Raw genomic sequence first — 18187 nt, forward strand, 5'->3', positions numbered from 1 at the left:
GCGTCATACTGAAACCTCGGGCCCGCGCGGTGCGGGATTGCGGGTGATGAACATGGCATCACCGTAACTGAAGAAGCGATAGCCCTCGGCCACGGCCTGGGCATAGGCCGCCATGGTTTCGGGGTAGCCGGCGAATGCCGACACCAGCATCAGCAGGGTCGATTCCGGCAGATGGAAGTTGGTGACCAGGGCGTCGACCACGTGAAACGGCCGGCCCGGGTAGATGAAGATGTCGGTGTCGCCACTGAACGGTTTCAGCTCGCCGTCGCGGGCGGCGCTTTCCAGGGAGCGGACGCTGGTGGTACCCACCGCCACCACGCGGCCGCCACGGTCGCGGCAAGCCTGTACCGCATCGACCACGTCCTGGCCGACTTCGAGCCACTCACTGTGCATGTGGTGATCTTCGATGCGCTCGACACGCACCGGCTGGAAGGTCCCGGCGCCGACATGCAGGGTGACGAAGGCGCTTTCGACGCCCTTTTCACGCAGGGCGGCCAGCAGCTCGTCATCGAAATGCAGGCCCGCCGTGGGTGCAGCGACGGCGCCGGCCTTCTGTGCATAGACGGTCTGGTAACGCTCGCGGTCGGCGTCCTCATCGGGTCTATCTATATAAGGAGGCAACGGCATGTGCCCGACGCGCTCGAGCAGCGGCAGCACCGCCTCCTCGAAACGCAGCTCGAACAATGCATCGTGACGCGCCAGCATCTGCGCCTGGGCGCCACCATCGATATCGATCAGCGAACCCGGCTTGGGTGACTTGCTCGAACGCACGTGCGCCAGCACGCGGTGCTCGTCCAGCACCCGCTCGACCAGAATCTCCAGCTTGCCGCCGGTGGCCTTCTGCCCGAACAGCCGCGCCGGGATCACCCGGGTGTTGTTGAACACCATCAGGTCGCCAGGACGCAGGTACTCGAGCAGGTCGGCGAACTGCCGATGGGCGAGTGCCCCGCTGGCGCCATCGAGGATCAGCAGTCGGCTGGCACGGCGCTCGGCAAGGGGGTGACGGGCGATCTGCCCGTCGGGCAGGTCGAAATGAAAGTCGGCAACGCGCATGATCGAAAAAGGTGTCGTACTGCAGGGCGGAGCAGCTTACCGGAATTCGCCTACGCTGACCACGCAAGCGCATTGACCAACGGCATCTTGCTCCCTATACTGCGCCGCCATTGTGCCCCGGTGGCGGAACCGGTAGACGCGGCGGATTCAAAATCCGTTTTCGAAAGAAGTGGGAGTTCGAGTCTCCCCCGGGGCACCATATATCCTTCTACTGTTGCCAACTTGTGACAGTTCGCACTGAAACAGTGCCGTGCATCGCCTCGTTGCACAGGCTTCAGCCATTATAAAAACCCATCTGCAATTCGGACAAAGCCTCGCGATCATTACGTGGGTTTATGCGTGTCCGAAGGGTTGGCATTTGCGTAAAAGTTAGCGTAGAGTTCAGCCACTGTGTTTGCATGGGTCGCCGAGAATCGTGACCTGATGCAGTAGATCGCCCTAGATCCGCTACATCCCGTTCGACTTCCATCACTCCTTGCAACCAGTCTTCAGTCCTCTACACATGGAGGCTGTCATCAACTCTAGTTCCAAGGATAAGAGACATGTCGAATCGTCAGAACGGTACCGTCAAGTGGTTTAACGACGAGAAAGGTTTTGGTTTTATCACTCCAGAAAGCGGTCCGGATCTGTTCGTACATTTCCGCGCTATCGAAGGTAACGGCTTCAAGAGCCTGAAAGAAGGCCAGAAAGTTAGCTTCGTTGCTGTACAAGGTCAAAAAGGCATGCAGGCTGACCAGGTTCAAATCCAGGAATAAGCCACTGCTTGAAAGAACCCCTGACTCACGTCAGGGGTTTTTTTATGCCTGCAACTTAGTATCCGTGCTTTAACCGCCCTTACGCATGCGAACCCGATATGCCGAAATCCACACTACGCCCGCAAGGCGACTTTCCGCCGGCCGGCCTGGGCCGACGCCTGGCTGCCATCTTGTACGATGGTTTCCTGTGCATCGCATTGCTGATCGTCGTGGGCTTCATCTACAAGCTGATCCAGATGGCCATTTACGGCGAGGCGCAGCTGCGGCAGTGGGCGGACGCTGGCGCCCTGGACCATGACCCACTGCTTTCCAGCCTGCTGCTGCTGAGCCTGTTCGGGTTCTTCGCCAAGTTCTGGACCCACGGGGGGCAGACCCTGGGCATGCAGGTGTGGGGCATTCGCGTACAGAACGCGGACGGCACGGCGATCAGCCTGTGGCAGGCGCTGCTGCGTTTTCTGATCGCCATCCTGTCATGGCTGACGCTGGGGCTGGGTTTTCTGTGGACGCTGCTCGACAAACGCAAGCGCAGCTGGCACGACCTGTATTCCAACAGCGTGATCGTGCGCCTGCCCAAGCACGCGCATCGCAAATGAAGAGTACTGGAAGCCTGAAGAAGAAATGAAGCGGCGTGCCCTCCCCTCATTAAAGGAAAGAGCACGCGTCGATCAGCCAGCCCGGCGCAGCAGCCAGAGGCCGGCAATGGCGCAGATGCTGGCCGGAAGCAGCACCGCCACCAGCGGCGAGAAGCCGAATACCAGGCTCGACGGGCCGAGCAGATCCTGGGCGATGCGGAACACGAAGCCCACCAGCACACCGGTGAATACGCGCTGGCCGAGGGTAACCGAACGCAGCGGGCCGAAGATGAAGGAAATCGCCATCAACACCAGCGCGGCGGTGACCAGCGGCTGCAGCACCTTGGTCCAGAACGCCAGCCAATAGTTGCCGTTGTTCAGGCCCTGCTCCTTCAGGTAGTGGATGTAGCTCCACAAGCCGGTGATCGACAGCGCCTCGGGCTCCAGCACCACGGTGCCGAGCAACTGCGGGCTGAGCTCGATATCCCAGCGTTCGGTCGGCGCCTTGACGACTTCGGTGCGGCGATCATGGAACAGCGTGGTCGCCACATCCTCCAGTTCCCAATAGCTGCCTTCGTAGGTGGCGCGGCGGGCGAAGCTGGACGATTCCAGGCGGCGCTCGTCATCGAAGCGATAGCGGGTCACCCCGAACAGCACGCCGCCGGGCTGCACGGCATTGATGTGCACGAACTCCTGCCCCTGACGGTGCCACATGCCGCGCTTGGCAGTCTGCGCCTCGCCACCGCCTTGGGCCATGGCCCGGCTGGCCTGGGCCTGGTTTTCGGTCCAGGGCGCCACGTACTCGCCGATCAGGATGCCCACCAGCATCAGCGCCAGCATGGGCTTCATCACGCCCCAGACGATACGCCCGATGGACACGCCCGCCGCACGCATGATGGTCAGCTCGCTGTTGCTGGCCAGCGTACCCAGGCCGATCAGGCAACCCACCAGTGCCGCCATCGGCAGCATGTCGTAGATGCGCCGCGGCGCGGTCAGCAATACGTACCAAAGCGCATCGCCGATGCCGTAGTTGCCTTCGATGTCGCCCAGCTCATCGATCAGCGCAAACAGCAGGGCCAGGCCGACGATGATGCCGAGCACAGCCAGAATGGCGAACAGCACCTGAACGCCGATGTAACGATCCAGCTTAACCACGCGCATTCTCCCGACGGCTTACCAACTTCAGACGCAGCGGCTCCCAGTAGAGCAACGCCAGGCCAACCAGCAGGAACAACAGGTGCACGCCCCACAGCCCGATGTAGGGTGGAATACGCCCTTTATCCAGCGCACTGCGGGCCGCCACCAGCAGGCCGAGGTAGGTCATGTACAGCAGAATCGCCGGCAGCAGCTTGAGGAAGCGACCCTGACGTGGGTTGACCCGTGACAGCGGTACGGCCATCAGGGTGACGATGAACACCAGCAACGGGATGGAGATACGCCACTGCAATTCGGATTGCAGGCGCGGCTCGTCGCTGCCGATCAACTGCGAGGTCGGAATCGCCTCGCGTTCGCTGATGTCCGCCGCTACCGACGGCTTGGGCAGCAGCACGCCGTAGGTGTCGTACTGGATCACCCGGTAATCGGCCTGCCCCGGATTGCCGTCATAACGGTAGCCGTTTTCCAGGATCAGGTAGCGGCTGCCGTCGGGCTGCACTTCCTGGCGACCACGCTCGGCGACCAGCACGCTGATGCCGCGATCCTTGTCGCCTTCGCGGGACACACGCTTGTCAGAGATGAAGATGCCGCCCAACTCGGTGCGGTCGTCCGACAGCTCCCGGGTGTAGGTGACCCGGGTGCCGTCGCGCATCGACTGAAAGCGCCCCGGCACCAGGGTATCGAACTCGGTCAGGGCATCCTGCTGATTGAAGATCCTGGCGACCTGGGTCACGCCCTGCGGCGCCAGGCCCATGCTCAGCCAGGCCACCAGCAGCGCTACCACGGTGGCGGGCGCCAGGCTGTAGAGGAACAACCGCTGCTGGCTCATGCCGGTGGCCGACAGCACGGTCATCTCGCTGTCCAGATACAGACGCCCGTAGGCCAGCAAAAAGCCCAGGAACAGACCCAGGGGCAGAATCAGCTGCAGGAAGCCGGGCAGGCGAAAGCCCATGATCAGGAACAGCACGCTCGGGTCGAGTATCCCCTGGGCCGCCTGGGCCAGGTACTTGATGAAGCGGCCACTCATGATGATTACCAGCAGTACGGCGCTTACCGCACTCAAGGTAACCAGAACCTCTCGGGACAGATATCGGAAGACGATCAAACAGACACTCCAGGGTTGTCAGGCTCAGGCGGCTGTGCTCAAACTAGCCGAACTGCATGCTGGCCCGCACTTTCAAGCGAACCGGCCGAAAAAATTGTCGTCCATTATCCTGCATTCGCGACTCGTTGTCTTGGGGACACCACGCATGGAATTTATCGTCAAAAACGCTCGCCCGGAAACACTGAAAACCGCCACCCTGGTCATCCCGGTTGCCGAGGGTGGCAAACTCGCTGCCACGGCCAAGGCAGTGGACGCAGCCAGCGGCGGCGCCATCGCCGCCCTGCTCAAGCGTGGCGACCTGGCGGGCAAGCCTGGCCAGACCCTGCTGGTCCACGGTGTGGCGAACCTCAAGGCCGAGCGCGTACTGCTGGTCGGCACCGGCAAGGACGCCGAACTGTCTGACCGCCAACTGCGCAAATTGATCGCTGCCGTTTATGGCGTACTGAAAAATCTCGGTGGCAGCGATGCCCTGCTGGCCCTGCAGGATGTCCAGGTGAAGGGCCGCGATGCCTACGGCAAGGCCCGCCTGCTGGTGGAAAGCCTGGCCGACGCCGGCTACCAGTTCGATCGCTTCAAGAGCCAGAAGGCCACGCCCGGCGCCCTGAAGAAGATCACCCTGATCACCGACAAGGCCGACACCGCCGCCGTCGAGCGCGCTACCCGCGAGGCACGCGCCATCGCCATCGGCATGGCACTGACCAAGGACCTGGGCAACCTGCCGCCGAACATCTGCCACCCCAGCTACCTGGCCGAACAGGCCAAGGAGCTGGCCAAGGCGCACAACAATCTCAAGGTCGATATTCTCGACGAGAAGAAGCTGCAGGCCCTGGGTGCCGGCGCCTTCCTCGCCGTGGCTCAAGGCAGCGACCAGCCGCCGCGAATGATCGTCATGCAGTACAACGGCGGCAAGAAAGGCGACAAGCCCCACGCCCTGGTCGGCAAGGGCATCACCTTCGATACCGGCGGCATCAGCATCAAGCCGGCTGCCGGCATGGATGAAATGAAGTACGACATGGGCGGCGCCGCCAGTGTGTTCGGCACCCTGCGCGCGGTGCTCGAACTGCAGTTGCCGATCAACCTGGTGTGCCTGCTGGCCTGTGCCGAGAACATGCCCAGCGGCGGCGCGACGCGCCCGGGCGACATCGTCACCACCATGAGCGGGCAGACCGTGGAAATCCTCAACACCGACGCCGAAGGCCGCCTGGTGCTGTGCGACACCCTGACCTACGCCGAGCGCTTCAAACCGCAATCGGTGATCGACATCGCCACCCTGACCGGCGCCTGCATCGTCGCCCTGGGCAGCAACGTGTCGGGCCTGATGGGCAACGACGACGAGCTGGTCAACCAGATCCTCGCCGCCGGCCGCCAGGCCGACGACCGCGCCTGGCAACTGCCGCTGTACGACGAATACCAGGAGCAGCTGGACAGCCCGTTCGCCGACATCGCCAACATCGGTGGGCCGAAAGCCGGCACCATCACCGCTGGCTGCTTCCTGTCGCGCTTCACCAAGGCCTACAAGTGGGCGCACCTGGACATCGCCGGCACCGCCTGGGTCAGCGGCGGCAAGGACAAGGGCGCCACCGGCCGCCCGGTGCCGCTGCTCACCCAGTACCTGCTCGACCGCGTGACGGCCTGACCACCAGCGCTGCTGAGGGTGGCCACTCCCGGCCACCCTCGCCCGTCACTCCTGCCCTGCCCGAAACTGTCCACTGCGCTTTTCGCTTGAAGCTTGCCGCTTGAAGCCCGACACTTTGCACATGCCCCGAATCGAATTCTACGTACTGTCGTCGGCCACTGCAGCCGAACGCCTGCGCGCTGCCTGCCAGCTCGCAGGTAAAGCCTGGCGAGCCGGTCTGCCGGTGTTTCTGCGCGGTCGCGACAGCGCGCAATGCCACGAACTCGACGAGCTGCTCTGGCGAGTCCGCCAGGAGAGCTTCATCCCCCATGGCCTGCATCAGGACGATCCCCACGCGCCCGTGGTGATCGGTGTGAACGAGGAGCCGGCGGCGCAGCAGGCGGTGCTGATCAACCTCAGCAGCGCCCTCAGCCCGCACATTGACCGGTTCAGCCGGGTGATCGAGATCGTCAACCAGGAACCCGACCTGCTGGCCGCCTGCCGGGAGAATTTCCGCAGCTACCGGCAGCGCGGCTATGATCCCAAACGTGTCGAACTGTAGACCCCTGCCATGGACAACCTGAACCCGCCCCACAAACCCGGCGCCCTGCTGAGCGACCTCGAATCGATTCGCGAACTGCTCGACGACGACCTCGATCCGCCGCTGCTCACCGACAAGTTCGACCCGGATGACATTCCCGTACTCTCCGAGGTGGTTCGCGCCCCTGAGCCGGTAATCGCCGCGCAACCCGCCGCGCCCGGCAGCGCAACCGGGATCGCCTCGGAAGACGAGTTGCGCCAGACCGTGCAGCGCGCCATCGGCCGCGACAACGAGATCAACCGCCTGGACACCGAGCTGCGCGCCGCGGCGCAACTGCTGCTGCAGGATGTGATCGACGACTTCGTGCCGCAGATCGAAGCCGAGCTCAAGCGCCGCCTGCAGGCGCGCCTCAATCGCCTGCTGCCGCCGCGCCGCTGATCTCTCCCCACCCTGACGGCCTTTTTCCGCGCGACCGATAGCCGCGAGAGCGGAGGAAAACTGCACGGCGGTTGGTTATACTGCTCGGCTTTTCCGATCAGACGCCAGAAGGGTCCCGCCGCGCATGGACAAGACCTACCAGCCCCACGCCATCGAAACCGCCCTGTACGAAAACTGGGAGGCGAAGGGCTACTTCGCTCCGCAGGGTTCCGGTGAGCCCTACACCATCATGATCCCGCCGCCGAACGTGACCGGCAGCCTGCACATGGGCCACGGTTTCAACAACGCGATCATGGATGCGCTGATCCGCTTCCGCCGCATGCAGGGCCGCAACACCCTGTGGCAGCCGGGCACCGATCACGCCGGTATCGCCACGCAGATGGTGGTGGAACGCCAACTGGGCGCCCAGGGTATCGATCGCCATGATCTGGGCCGCGAGAAGTTCCTCGACAAGGTCTGGGAATGGAAAGCCGAGTCCGGCGGCACCATCACCCGGCAGATCCGCCGCCTGGGCTCGTCGGTGGACTGGTCGCGCGAGCGCTTCACCATGGATGACGGCCTCTCCGAGGCGGTCAAGGAAGCCTTTGTGCGCCTGCACGAGGACGGCCTGATCTACCGCGGCAAGCGTCTGGTCAACTGGGACACCAAGTTCCACACCGCCATTTCCGACCTGGAAGTGGAAAGCCACGACGAGAAGGGCCACCTGTGGAACCTGCGCTATCCGCTGGCCGACGGCCGGAAGACCGCCGAGGGCAATGACTACCTGATCGTTGCCACCACCCGCCCGGAAACCATGCTCGGTGACGCCGCCGTCGCCGTGAACCCGCAAGACGAGCGCTACCAGGCGCTGATCGGCCAGTACGTCGAGCTGCCGCTGGTGGGCCGCCGCATCCCGATCATCGCCGACGAGTATTGCGACCCGGAATTCGGCACCGGCTGCGTGAAGATCACCCCGGCCCACGACTTCAACGACTATGAGGTCGGCAAGCGCCACAACCTGCCGCTGATCAACATCTTCGACCAGGACGCCAAGGTGCTGCCCGGCGCGCAGATCTTCAACATCGACGGCAGCGTCAACGCCCTGCTCGATGCCAGCCTGCCCGCCGAATACGCCGGCCTGGATCGCTTCGAGGCGCGCAAGCGGATCGTCGCGGCCTTCGATGCCCTCGGCCTGCTGCAAAGCATCGACGACCACGCCCTGAAAGTACCGAAGGGCGACCGCTCCGGCACCATCATCGAGCCGTGGCTGACCGATCAGTGGTACGTGTCCACCAAGCCGCTGGCCGAGAAGGCCATCGAAGTGGTCGAGAACGGCGAGATCCAGTTCGTGCCCAAGCAGTACGAGAACATGTACTTCAGCTGGATGCGCGACATCCAGGACTGGTGCATCAGCCGCCAGCTGTGGTGGGGCCATCGCATTCCGGCCTGGTACGACCAGGCGGGCAACGTCTATGTCGGCCGCGACGAAGCCGAAGTGCGCGCCAAGCACGACCTGGGCGACATTGCCCTGCGCCAGGACGACGACGTGCTCGACACCTGGTTCAGCTCCGGCCTGTGGACCTTCTCCACCCTCGGCTGGCCCGAGCAGACAGACTTCCTGAAGACCCATCACCCGACCGACGTGTTGGTCACCGGTTTCGACATCATCTTCTTCTGGGTTGCCCGGATGATCATGCTCTCGACCCACCTGACCAAACAGATTCCGTTCAAGACCGTGTACGTGCACGGCCTGGTGCGCGACGGCCAGGGCCAGAAGATGTCCAAGTCCAAGGGTAACGTCCTCGATCCGCTGGACATCGTCGACGGCATCGATCTGGAAACCCTGCTGGCCAAACGCACCAGCGGCATGATGCAGCCCAAGCTCGCCGAGAAGATCACCAAGCAGACCAAGGCCGAATTCCCGGAAGGCATCGCCAGCTACGGCACCGACGCCCTGCGTTTCACCTTCTGCTCGCTGGCCACCACCGGCCGCGACGTGAAGTTCGACATGGGCCGCGTCGAGGGCTACCGCAACTTCTGCAACAAGCTGTGGAACGCCGCCAACTTCGTCATCGAGAACACCGATGGCCAGGACACCGGCATCAACGGCGAAGAAGTCGATCTGTCGCCGGTCGATCGCTGGATCATCTCCGCCCTGCAGCGTTGCGAGCAGGACGTGACCCGCCACCTCGACGCCTTCCGCTTCGACCTGGCGACCCAAGCGCTGTACGAGTTCGTCTGGGACGAGTACTGCGCCTGGTACCTGGAGCTGGTCAAGCCCGTGCTGTGGGACGAGAACGCACCGCTCGAGCGCCAGCGCGGCACCCGCCGCACCCTGGTGCGCGTGCTGGAAGTGATCCTGCGCCTGGCGCACCCGTTCATGCCGTTCATCAGCGAAGAAATCTGGCAGCGCATCAAGGGGCAGGCCGGCGTCAGCGGCGACACCCTGATGCTGCAGCCGTGGCCGGTGGCCAACGAAGCCCGCATCGACGCCGCCGCCGAAGGCGATATCGAATGGGTCAAGCAACTGATGCTCGGCGTACGGCAGATCCGTGGCGAGATGAAGATCTCCATGGCCAAGCGCATCGACGTGATCCTCGCCAACGCCTCGGCCTCCGACCTGCGCCGCCTCAACGACAATGCCCCGCTGCTCAACAAGCTGGCCAAGTTCGAGTCGGTGACGGTGCTGGCTGCCGGCGAAGAAGCGCCAATGTCGGCTACCGCCCTGGTCGGCGACATGCAGGTACTGGTGCCGATGGCCGGGCTGATCGACAAGGAAGCCGAACTGGCGCGCCTGGACAAGGAAATCCAGCGCCTGGAAGGCGAAGCCAAGCGGGTCGGCGGCAAGCTGGCCAACGAAGGCTTCGTCGCCAAGGCACCGGCCGAAGTGCTGGAGAAGGAACGCGCCAAGCTGGCAGAAGCCGAGCAGGCGCTGGCCAATCTGGTGGAGCAGCGCGGCAAGATCGCCAGCCTGTAAACCAGCGCGTAACGGAGAACGGCCTGCAATGGTGAAAGCCCGGCAGGCCGTTTTCGTTTATGGGCATGCCGGCGCGCATCAGGCAGTATGCTCGCGATCTCTCACCTGATCGGACGATGCAAATGGAAGTGAGCAAGACCAAGACCAGTTTCTACCGCCGCCTCTACGTCGCCTGGCTGATCGACAGTGGCACTGCCGATAGCGTCCCGGCCCTGATGGCCGCCACCGGCATGCCCAGGCGCACCGCCCAGGACACGTTGAGCGCACTGGAGGAGCTGGATATCGACTGCCAGTTCCAGCAGCAGGACGGCGAGCGCAACAACGCCGGCCACTACGTGATCCGCGACTGGGGCGCCATCGACAAACGCTGGATCGCCGCCAACCTGCAGCAGATCAAGGCGGTGCTCGGCTATCCCTGAGAACCTGCTCAAAGGCTGCTGCGCGTCGACACTGCCGCGTTAAAAGCAGGCGCTGAAATTTCCTTGGCATGGAGCCAGAATGACTCTAGATCTACTCATGGTGCTCGGCCTGCTGCTCACGGCCGTGGTGCTGTTCGTGCTCAACAAGCCGCGCATGGACGTGGTTGCGCTGATGATCCTCGTCGCGCTGCCACTGACCGGCGTGCTGAGCGTCCAGGAAACCCTGGCCGGCTTCGCCGACCCCAGCGTGATTCTGATCGCTGCGCTGTTCGTGATCGGCGAGGGGCTGGTGCGTACCGGCATCGCCTACCGCCTTGGCGACTGGCTGGTGGCCAAGGCGGGCAGCAGCGAAACCCGCCTGCTGGTATTGCTGATGGTGGCCGTGGCCGGACTCGGCTCGGTGATGAGCTCGACCGGCGTGGTGGCGATCTTCATCCCCGTGGTACTCGGCGTGGCGGCGCGCCTGAAGATCGCACCGGGCCGGCTGATGATGCCCCTGGCCTTCGCCGGCTTGATCAGCGGCATGCTCACCCTGGTGGCCACGCCGCCTAACATGGTGGTGCACAGCGAGCTGCTGCGTGCCGGCCTGCCGGGTTTCAGTTTCTTCAGCTTCACGCCGATTGGCCTGGCCGTGCTGGTGCTCGGCGTACTCTATATGCTCGCGACCCGGCGCTGGCTGCAGCGTGACGCCGATGGCGAACCCTCGGCGCCGCCACGCCTGACCCTCGCCGACCTGGCTGACAGCTACCGCCTCGGGGAACGCGAACGGCGCCTGCAGGTACGCGCCGACTCGCCCCTGGCCAACCAGGCGCTGGACGAGCTGCAGCTGCGCTCGCACTACGGCATCAACGTGATTGCCGTGGAGCGCCAGCGGCAGTTTCGCACCCTGCTGTTGATGGCCACCGGCAACACCCAGCTGCTGCCTGGCGACGTGCTGCTGGTCGACCTGGCCAGCCCGGCCATCGCGCTGCTCGGCGCCTATCAGGAGCTGGGCCTGGAACCGCTACCGCTGCGCAATTCGTACTACAGCGTGCATTCCCACGAACTCGGCTTGGCCGAGGTGGCGTTGCCACCGGAGTCGCGCCTGCCGGGCAAGAGCATTCAGGAGCTGGGCCTGCGCAGCCGCTACAAGCTCAACGTGGTCGGCCTGCGTCGCCATGGCCAGGCGCTGGAAGGCCTGCTGGTGGACGAGAAGCTGACCCACGCCGACACCCTGCTGGTGGCCGGCAGCTGGAAGCAGATCCATCACCTGCAAAGCCTCAACCGCGATTTTCTGGTGCTCAGCCTGCCCGCCGAGGTCGATGAGGTGGCGCCCGCCGCGCGCAAGGCGCCCTACGCGTTGCTGAGCCTGGCGGTGATGGTCGGGCTGATGATCAGCGGCCTGGTGCCCAACGTGATGGCCGCGCTGATCGGCTGCCTGCTGATGGGCGCCTTTCGCTGCATCGACATGCCCAGCGCGTACCGGTCGATCCACTGGCCGAGCCTGATTCTGATCGTCGGCATGCTGCCGTTCGCCCTGGCCCTGCAGAAAACCGGCGGCATCGATCTGGCGGTCAATGGCCTGGTCGGTGCCCTGGGCAATGCCGGGCCGCGGGTGATTCTTGCCAGCCTGTTCGCGGTCACCGCGCTGATCGGCCTGTTCATCTCCAACACCGCAACGGCGGTGCTGATGGCGCCGGTAGCCATCGCCACCGCCCAGGCATTGGGGGTATCGCCACTGCCGTTCGCCATGACCGTCGCCCTCGCCGCCTCGGCGGCCTTCATGACGCCGATTTCCTCCCCGGTAAACACCCTGGTGCTGGGGCCAGGCCAGTATCGCTTCGCAGATTTCGTACGCATCGGCGTGCCATTCACCGTTCTGGTGATGATCGTCAGCGTGGTGATGGTGCCGTGGATATTTCCGCTATAGCTCACGACAGCGGCGGGATAAAAAAGGGACGCGGCCGCTCGCCATTTCGTGGGAGGGGCCTTAGCCGCGAGTGCTTTACGCATAGCCAGGCAAAATCGAGGCTAAAGCGGATCGCCGCCCGGCCTCTTCCACAAAAGCTCTTCTCACCGTCCGCTTATCGTTTGAAACCGCACGCTACGCGGCGCGAAAAAAACGCCGCTTGGCGCGGTTCAGCCAGCCGTCCTCGGCCTTGTCGGCCGCCAGGCGCCGCAGGTTTTCGGTCACCGCCGCCACGTAGTTCTGGTCGTCGTTGCGGATATGCCCGAACAGCCAGCGGCCGAGCAGGCTGCGCAGTTCATCGCAGACGTCCTCGCCCTGGCGAAACCGCAGGCGGTAATCCTCGACCCGGCGGATGAACAACTCGTGCACCCGCTTGTGCGCCTTGGTGAACACGTAGCCCGCCTCCTCGAGCATCGCCTCCTCGAAGGCGAAGTGCGAGCTGGTGTAATCAACCAGCTCCTCGATCACCAACGCCACAGCCTGGCGCTCAGCGTCTTGCTGCGCAACGTAAAGCGCGTTGATCATGTCGACGATGCGGCGGTGCTGACCGTCGATCACCGCGATTCCGGTGTTCAGGTCATCACTCCAACTGAGATAAGCCACGGTGGTTGCCCCTGTCATTCCCCTGGATGGGGCCAGTCTAGAGCCGGCCAGACGGCCGCTGGTTGACCTGGATCAGTGCACGTCCGGCTGCAGGCGCAGGGTTTCCTACTCAAGACCCCGAGCACGGCGCCAGCGGCTGTGGGAAAATGCCCGGCCCGTCACCTGCACAATGATCAGCATGCCCACCAAACGCCCGCCCAAACCGCCCGCCTCGCCTGAAAAAGGCCAGCTGCACCCCCGCAACCGCCATCAGGGCCGTTATGACTTTCCGGCGCTGATCAAGGCCAGCCCGGAGCTGGCGGCGTTCGTGATCATCAACCCCTATGGCAACCAGAGCATCGATTTCGCCAACCCGGCGGCGGTCAAGGTGTTCAATCGCGCCCTGCTCAAGCAGTTCTATGGCATCACGCACTGGGACATTCCGGCCGATTACCTGTGCCCGCCGATTCCCGGGCGCGCCGATTACCTGCACTACCTGGCCGATCTGCTGGCAGGCGACAACGGCGGTGAAACGCCTCGCGGCGCGGCAGTACGGGCGCTGGACATCGGCGTGGGCGCCAACTGCATCTACCCGCTCCTGGGTAACCGCGAATACGGCTGGCGCTTCCTCGGTGCGGACATCGCGCCCCAGGCCATCGCCTCGGCAGCGGCCATCGTGGGAGCCAACACCGATTTGCGCGAGCAGATCGAACTGCGCCTGCAGGCGGATACCGCGCATGTTTTCACCCATCTCTTGCAGGCCGACGAGCGCTTCGAGGTGACCCTGTGCAACCCGCCCTTCCATGCCTCGGCGGCTGAAGCCAGCAGCGGCAGCAAACGCAAATGGCGTAACCTCGGCAAGCTCGATCCCAAGCGCAAACTGCCGGTGCTGAACTTTGGCGGTCAGGCGGCGGAGCTGTGGTGCCCGGGCGGCGAAGCGGCGTTCGTGGCCCGGCTGATTGGCGAAAGCGCCGACCACCGCGATCAGGTGCTGTGGTTCAGTACGTTGATTTCCAAGGCCGGCAACCTGCCGGGCGTATACGCCATGCTGAAGAAAGTCGGCGCTGTGGACACCCGCACGGTGGAAATGAGCCAGGGCCAGAAGCAGAGCCGCTTCGTGGCCTGGACCTTTCACACTGCCGAACAGCGCCAGCGCTGGATGAACGCGCGCCGCGAGCCTTAATCGTCAGCACGCGGCTGGCGCACGATCAGGGTGTCGCACGGCACCCACTGCAGCAGCTCGCTGGCCGCACTGCCCAGCAACACATTCATCAGCCCGCTGCGCCCGTGGGTGCCCATCACCACCAGATCGACACCATGCTCGCGCACGTAATGGCTCAGGGAGGCAGCCAGCGAGCCCCGCTCGATCACGATGCGCGTGCGTTTCCTCGCCTCGTCCGGCAAATCACTGGCACTCAGAAACGCGGCGTAATCGCCCTCCTCGATATGCCGGCGCGTCTCGCCGTCGATCACCCGTTCCAGGCGGTCGGACAGCGGCGCTTCGGTGGCGTGATACAGCACCAGTTCGCGATCGGGAAAATAACGGGCAGCCGCATGCAGCGCATGGCGCGAGGCGTCGGAAAAGTCGGTGGCCACCAGAATTCGCTGGTAGCCCCCGCGTGGCCGCTGGCGCACCACCAGCAAGGGTTGCGGCAGCTGGCGAGCCAGCGACTCCACCGTGGAGCCGAGCAGCAAGCGGCCCCACAACGCGTCGCTCGCCACACCGGTGACCACCAGCGCACTGCCGGTTTCCCGCGCCGCCCTGGCGATGGCCTGCACGGGCTCACCACGCTCGATACGCAGGCGCACCTGCACGTCGAGGCCGGACAGATCCTGCTGCAGCTGCTGCTCGGCAAAGCGTGCCAGGCTGGCGTCATCCCGCGCGCCCACCCAGCCCAGTACCAGATCCGGCGCCTGCGCGACTTCCAGCACGTTTATGCCAACCAGCAGCGCCTGCCACTCGCTCGCCAGCTGCGCCGCGCGATCCAGCGCACGGTCGCAGCGCACGCTCAGGTCGGTGGCCAGCAATACACTTGCCGGTGTGCCTTCGGTCCAGGGGTGTCTGCTCATCACGCACCTCGATATCCCTGCGGGAGATGGGTCTTGGACCCAAGCAACTCCACGGGGCGAGAGACATCGCCAAATCGTAAGCAAACACGAGTCAGACAGTTGGGCGGCGCAGCAGCATCAGCGCCAGCCCGGCGATCCACAGCAACGATGCACCGTAGTTGATGCGCTGATAGAGGCCGAAACCGTGGCCGCTTTCCAGCGCACTGGCCATCAGCGGCAAGGCGCCAACGGCCGCCAGCGTGCAGAACAGCGAAAACCAGGAAAAACCTGGCGAGGCGAACAGGCGTCGACCCAGCCACACCCAGAGCCCGCTCGCCAGCAACAGGCTGAAGGCCATGACCAGGCCCGCCAGGTTGTGCAGATTCTGGCTGGCAGACGGGTGCTCCGGTGCACAGCCGGCGTCACAGGCGAAGTAGCCGGTGCCGAAGCTGCCTAGGCCGTGAAGGATGATCAGCAGGCCGCTCAGGCGCGCCCAGCGGTTGCGAAAGCTCAGCAACAGCGCTGTACCGAACAGCAGAAACAGCACGCCCAGCGGGAAATTGTTGATCAGCGGCGAGATCACTCGAGTCGGTGCGTCCACGGCGCCGAGCAGGCTCATGGCCTGATCGACATGGCTGTAGCCGGGGTACAGCGCCCCGGCGATGGTCACGCCCAGGGTCAGCCACAAGGGCGTGATCAGGCCTGCGAAATACCCCGGTTTGAGCGTCCTGTTCGAGTGCATGCGCGTTTCCTTTCGGTGTCGTGAGCGTCCGTTCAGTGACGCGGCGTTGACGCTGCGCGGCACATCCGGTGCACAGCGGCCTGTCGACTGCCATGCGTCAACTGCAGCCTGCCGGGCATTTTTCGTCCATAATCGCCGCCCTCGAAAAGCTGCCGGGTTGCCTCCGGCCCTGAAAGGACGATCTCATGCTGCGCATCACCGAACTGAAACTGCCCCTCGATCACGCCGACGACGCCCTGCGACCAGCCCTGGTCGAGCGCCTGGGCATCGACGACAACGAACTGCTCGAATTCAGCGTGTTCAAGCGCAGCTACGACGCCCGCAAGAAGTCCGGCGACATGCCGTTCATCTACACCCTGGATTTCCGCGTGCGCGACGAGGCTGCCCTGCTGGCGCGCCTGGCCGACGACCGCAACCTCGGCATCGCCCCGGACGTGAGCTACAAGCCACTGAGCGTCAGTGCCGAACAACACCCTGCCCAGCGCCCGCTGGTGATCGGCTTCGGCCCCTGCGGCATCTTCGCGGCGCTGATCCTCGCGCAGATGGGGCTTCGGCCCATCGTGCTGGAGCGCGGCAAGGAAGTGCGCCAGCGCACCAAGGACACCTGGGGGCTGTGGCGCAAGAAGGTGCTGGATCCCGAGTCCAACGTGCAGTTCGGCGAGGGCGGCGCGGGCACCTTCTCCGATGGCAAGCTGTACAGCCAGATCAAGGACCCCAACCATTACGGGCGCAAGGTGCTCGAAGAGTTCGTCAAGGCCGGCGCGCCGGAGGAAATCCTCTACGTCAGCAAGCCGCATATCGGCACCTTCCGCCTGACCGGCGTGGTCGCCACCATGCGCGAGGAGATCAAGGCCCTTGGCGGCGAAGTGCGCTTCCAGCAGCGCGTCAGCGATGTGCTGATCGAAGACGGCCAGCTGGTCGGCGTGGAGCTGGAAAACGGCGAGCAGATACACAGCCGCCACGTCATCCTGGCCCTCGGTCACAGCTCCCGCGACACTTTCCGCGCGCTGCACAAGCGCGGCGTGTTCATGGAAGCCAAACCGTTCTCGGTGGGTTTCCGGATCGAACACCCGCAGTCGTTGATCGACCGCGCGCGCCTGGGCAAGTACGCCGGCCACCCGAAGCTGGGCGCAGCCGACTACAAACTGGTGCATCACGCCAAGAACGGTCGCTCGGTGTACAGCTTCTGCATGTGCCCGGGCGGCACCGTGGTGGCGGCCACCAGCGAGCCGCACCGGGTGGTCACCAACGGCATGAGCCAGTACTCGCGTAACGAGCGCAATGCCAACTCGGGCATCGTGGTCGGCATCACCCCGGAGCAGGATTATCCCGGCGGTCCGCTGGCTGGCGTCGAACTGCAGGAGCGCCTGGAATCCCACGCCTACGTACTTGGCGGCAGCAACTATGAGGCGCCGGGCCAACTGGTCGGCGACTTCATCGCCGGCAAGCCGAGCACTGCGCTGGGCAGCGTCGAGCCGTCCTACAAGCCGGGCATCAGGCTCGGTGACCTGGCCCCCGCGCTGCCCGACTTCGCCATCGAGGCGATCCGTGAAGCGCTGCCGGCCTTCGCCAAGCAGATCAGGGGGTTCGATCTGCACGATGCGGTGCTCACCGGTATCGAAACACGCACCTCATCGCCCCTGCGCATCACCCGTGGCGAGGATCTGCAGAGCCTCAACGTGCGCGGCCTGTTCCCGGCCGGTGAAGGCGCGGGCTATGCCGGTGGCATTCTGTCTGCGGGTGTCGACGGCATCCGTGTCGCCGAGGGGCTGGCACGTGCGCTGATGGGTGAACAGGCCCGCTAGCGGACCAGGGTGGTGCGCCGTTGGTACGGCGCCGGATTGAGGGCCCTGCCGATCTCGACCTGCACACCAGCGCGATCGAGATCGGCGCCCAGAGCGCCAGCCCCGTTCAGGATTCCCAGGGCCGCCCGCGGGTACGCCGCACCAGCTTGACCTTCTCCTGCATCGCCGACTTGGCCAGCATATGAGCGCTGACCGGCGCGGTGATGAACAGGAACATGACGATCAGCAGCTCGTGCACACTCAAGCCTTCGGCGTGGTTGCCAAAAAAGATCATCGAGGCGACCACCATGCTACCCACCCCCAGTGTGGTGGCCTTAGTCGGGCCATGCAGGCGGGTGAAGAAATCCGGCAGGCGATACAGGCCGATGGCACCGATCAGCGCGAACGAGCAGCCGACCAGCAGAAAGAACGCTACCAGTGCTTCGATCCAGAATGGCATGGCAATTACCTCC

Annotated in this window: 17 protein-coding genes and 1 tRNA gene; 11 read left to right on the forward strand and 7 right to left on the reverse strand. The window is 64.4% G+C overall.

Going from position 1 to position 18187, the window contains the following annotated elements; all coding sequences use genetic code 11:
- Positions 1-3: 3 nt before the first annotated feature.
- Complete coding sequence (gene queA / locus K8U54_RS03855; protein ID WP_249908949.1) at positions 4-1053, reverse strand: tRNA preQ1(34) S-adenosylmethionine ribosyltransferase-isomerase QueA; 1050 nt, start codon at positions 1051-1053, stop codon at positions 4-6.
- Positions 1054-1167: 114 nt separating this feature from the next.
- Between queA and K8U54_RS03860 the strand changes: the two genes are divergently transcribed.
- From K8U54_RS03860 to K8U54_RS03870, 3 genes are all read left to right on the forward strand, one after another.
- Positions 1168-1252, forward strand: a tRNA-Leu gene (locus K8U54_RS03860).
- A gap of 343 nt (positions 1253-1595) precedes the next feature.
- On the forward strand, positions 1596-1808 hold the full coding sequence (locus tag K8U54_RS03865) for a cold-shock protein (protein WP_003284681.1): 213 nt from the start codon (positions 1596-1598) through the stop codon (positions 1806-1808).
- Between the two features lie 98 nt (positions 1809-1906).
- Positions 1907-2401 carry an RDD family protein gene (locus tag K8U54_RS03870; protein ID WP_249908950.1) on the forward strand — a complete coding sequence of 165 codons (495 nt, stop codon included), beginning with the start codon at positions 1907-1909 and terminating at the stop codon, positions 2399-2401.
- Between the two features lie 72 nt (positions 2402-2473).
- Here K8U54_RS03870 and lptG read toward each other — a convergent pair whose 3' ends face one another.
- Positions 2474-3535: an LPS export ABC transporter permease LptG gene (gene lptG, locus K8U54_RS03875; RefSeq protein ID WP_249908951.1), complete on the reverse strand. Its 1062-nt coding sequence runs from the start codon at positions 3533-3535 to the stop codon at positions 2474-2476.
- Positions 3528-4640, reverse strand: coding sequence for an LPS export ABC transporter permease LptF (lptF, locus tag K8U54_RS03880; RefSeq protein WP_249908952.1), 1113 nt, complete (start codon positions 4638-4640; stop codon positions 3528-3530). The genes lptG and lptF overlap by 8 nt, the downstream gene beginning before the upstream one ends.
- A gap of 145 nt (positions 4641-4785) precedes the next feature.
- On the opposite strand from lptF, the gene K8U54_RS03885 reads away from it, so the two are divergent.
- From K8U54_RS03885 to K8U54_RS03910, 6 genes are all read left to right on the forward strand, one after another.
- On the forward strand, positions 4786-6276 hold the full coding sequence (locus K8U54_RS03885) for a leucyl aminopeptidase (RefSeq protein ID WP_249908953.1): 1491 nt from the start codon (positions 4786-4788) through the stop codon (positions 6274-6276).
- A gap of 121 nt (positions 6277-6397) precedes the next feature.
- A complete protein-coding gene (locus K8U54_RS03890) occupies positions 6398-6817 on the forward strand; it encodes a DNA polymerase III subunit chi (protein ID WP_249908954.1) in 420 nt (139 codons plus the stop codon).
- Between the two features lie 9 nt (positions 6818-6826).
- A complete protein-coding gene (locus K8U54_RS03895) occupies positions 6827-7234 on the forward strand; it encodes a DNA polymerase III subunit chi (RefSeq protein WP_249908955.1) in 408 nt (135 codons plus the stop codon).
- 124 nt (positions 7235-7358) lie between these two features.
- Complete coding sequence (locus tag K8U54_RS03900; RefSeq protein ID WP_249908956.1) at positions 7359-10190, forward strand: valine--tRNA ligase; 2832 nt, start codon at positions 7359-7361, stop codon at positions 10188-10190.
- 122 nt (positions 10191-10312) lie between these two features.
- Positions 10313-10609, forward strand: a complete 297-nt coding sequence (locus K8U54_RS03905; RefSeq protein WP_249908957.1) for a winged helix-turn-helix domain-containing protein — start codon at positions 10313-10315, stop codon at positions 10607-10609.
- A gap of 79 nt (positions 10610-10688) precedes the next feature.
- On the forward strand, positions 10689-12518 hold the full coding sequence (locus K8U54_RS03910; RefSeq protein ID WP_249908958.1) for an SLC13 family permease: 1830 nt from the start codon (positions 10689-10691) through the stop codon (positions 12516-12518).
- Positions 12519-12692: 174 nt separating this feature from the next.
- Here the strand turns inward: K8U54_RS03910 and K8U54_RS03915 are convergent, their stop codons facing one another.
- Positions 12693-13160: a bacteriohemerythrin gene (locus K8U54_RS03915; RefSeq protein ID WP_249908959.1), complete on the reverse strand. Its 468-nt coding sequence runs from the start codon at positions 13158-13160 to the stop codon at positions 12693-12695.
- A 169-nt stretch (positions 13161-13329) separates the two neighbouring features.
- On the opposite strand from K8U54_RS03915, the gene rlmF reads away from it, so the two are divergent.
- The gene (gene rlmF, locus K8U54_RS03920; protein WP_249908960.1) at positions 13330-14322 is read left to right on the forward strand and encodes a 23S rRNA (adenine(1618)-N(6))-methyltransferase RlmF; all 993 of its coding nucleotides are present in this window, start codon (positions 13330-13332) and stop codon (positions 14320-14322) included.
- On the opposite strand, the gene K8U54_RS03925 is transcribed toward rlmF, so the two are convergent.
- Positions 14319-15209: a universal stress protein gene (locus tag K8U54_RS03925; RefSeq protein ID WP_249908961.1), complete on the reverse strand. Its 891-nt coding sequence runs from the start codon at positions 15207-15209 to the stop codon at positions 14319-14321. The two genes, rlmF and K8U54_RS03925, sit on opposite strands and share 4 nt — an antisense overlap.
- Positions 15210-15300: 91 nt before the next feature.
- Positions 15301-15930, reverse strand: a complete 630-nt coding sequence (locus tag K8U54_RS03930; RefSeq protein WP_249908962.1) for a DUF998 domain-containing protein — start codon at positions 15928-15930, stop codon at positions 15301-15303.
- Between the two features lie 185 nt (positions 15931-16115).
- On the opposite strand from K8U54_RS03930, the gene K8U54_RS03935 reads away from it, so the two are divergent.
- Positions 16116-17735: an NAD(P)/FAD-dependent oxidoreductase gene (locus tag K8U54_RS03935; RefSeq protein ID WP_249908963.1), complete on the forward strand. Its 1620-nt coding sequence runs from the start codon at positions 16116-16118 to the stop codon at positions 17733-17735.
- A gap of 106 nt (positions 17736-17841) precedes the next feature.
- Here K8U54_RS03935 and K8U54_RS03940 read toward each other — a convergent pair whose 3' ends face one another.
- Complete coding sequence (locus K8U54_RS03940) at positions 17842-18174, reverse strand: Na+/H+ antiporter subunit G (RefSeq protein WP_249908964.1); 333 nt, start codon at positions 18172-18174, stop codon at positions 17842-17844.
- Positions 18175-18187 lie beyond the last annotated feature (13 nt).

The sequence above is a fragment of the Pseudomonas fulva genome (assembly GCF_023517795.1).
In the GTDB taxonomy this organism is placed as follows: domain Bacteria; phylum Pseudomonadota; class Gammaproteobacteria; order Pseudomonadales; family Pseudomonadaceae; genus Aquipseudomonas; species Aquipseudomonas fulva_D.

What these genes read in the sequence shown, in the direction of transcription:
- queA (WP_249908949.1), bottom strand. Translation starts at nt 1,053, where the DNA reads ATGCGCGTTGCCGACTTTCATTTCGACCTGCCCGACGGGCAGATCGCC.
- K8U54_RS03865 (WP_003284681.1), top strand. Translation starts at nt 1,596, where the DNA reads ATGTCGAATCGTCAGAACGGTACCGTCAAGTGGTTTAACGACGAGAAA.
- K8U54_RS03870 (WP_249908950.1), top strand. Translation starts at nt 1,907, where the DNA reads ATGCCGAAATCCACACTACGCCCGCAAGGCGACTTTCCGCCGGCCGGC.
- K8U54_RS03885 (WP_249908953.1), top strand. Translation starts at nt 4,786, where the DNA reads ATGGAATTTATCGTCAAAAACGCTCGCCCGGAAACACTGAAAACCGCC.
- K8U54_RS03890 (WP_249908954.1), top strand. Translation starts at nt 6,398, where the DNA reads ATGCCCCGAATCGAATTCTACGTACTGTCGTCGGCCACTGCAGCCGAA.
- K8U54_RS03895 (WP_249908955.1), top strand. Translation starts at nt 6,827, where the DNA reads ATGGACAACCTGAACCCGCCCCACAAACCCGGCGCCCTGCTGAGCGAC.
- K8U54_RS03900 (WP_249908956.1), top strand. Translation starts at nt 7,359, where the DNA reads ATGGACAAGACCTACCAGCCCCACGCCATCGAAACCGCCCTGTACGAA.
- K8U54_RS03905 (WP_249908957.1), top strand. Translation starts at nt 10,313, where the DNA reads ATGGAAGTGAGCAAGACCAAGACCAGTTTCTACCGCCGCCTCTACGTC.
- K8U54_RS03910 (WP_249908958.1), top strand. Translation starts at nt 10,689, where the DNA reads ATGACTCTAGATCTACTCATGGTGCTCGGCCTGCTGCTCACGGCCGTG.
- rlmF (WP_249908960.1), top strand. Translation starts at nt 13,330, where the DNA reads ATGATCAGCATGCCCACCAAACGCCCGCCCAAACCGCCCGCCTCGCCT.
- K8U54_RS03925 (WP_249908961.1), bottom strand. Translation starts at nt 15,209, where the DNA reads ATGAGCAGACACCCCTGGACCGAAGGCACACCGGCAAGTGTATTGCTG.
- K8U54_RS03930 (WP_249908962.1), bottom strand. Translation starts at nt 15,930, where the DNA reads ATGCACTCGAACAGGACGCTCAAACCGGGGTATTTCGCAGGCCTGATC.
- K8U54_RS03935 (WP_249908963.1), top strand. Translation starts at nt 16,116, where the DNA reads ATGCTGCGCATCACCGAACTGAAACTGCCCCTCGATCACGCCGACGAC.
- K8U54_RS03940 (WP_249908964.1), bottom strand. Translation starts at nt 18,174, where the DNA reads ATGCCATTCTGGATCGAAGCACTGGTAGCGTTCTTTCTGCTGGTCGGC.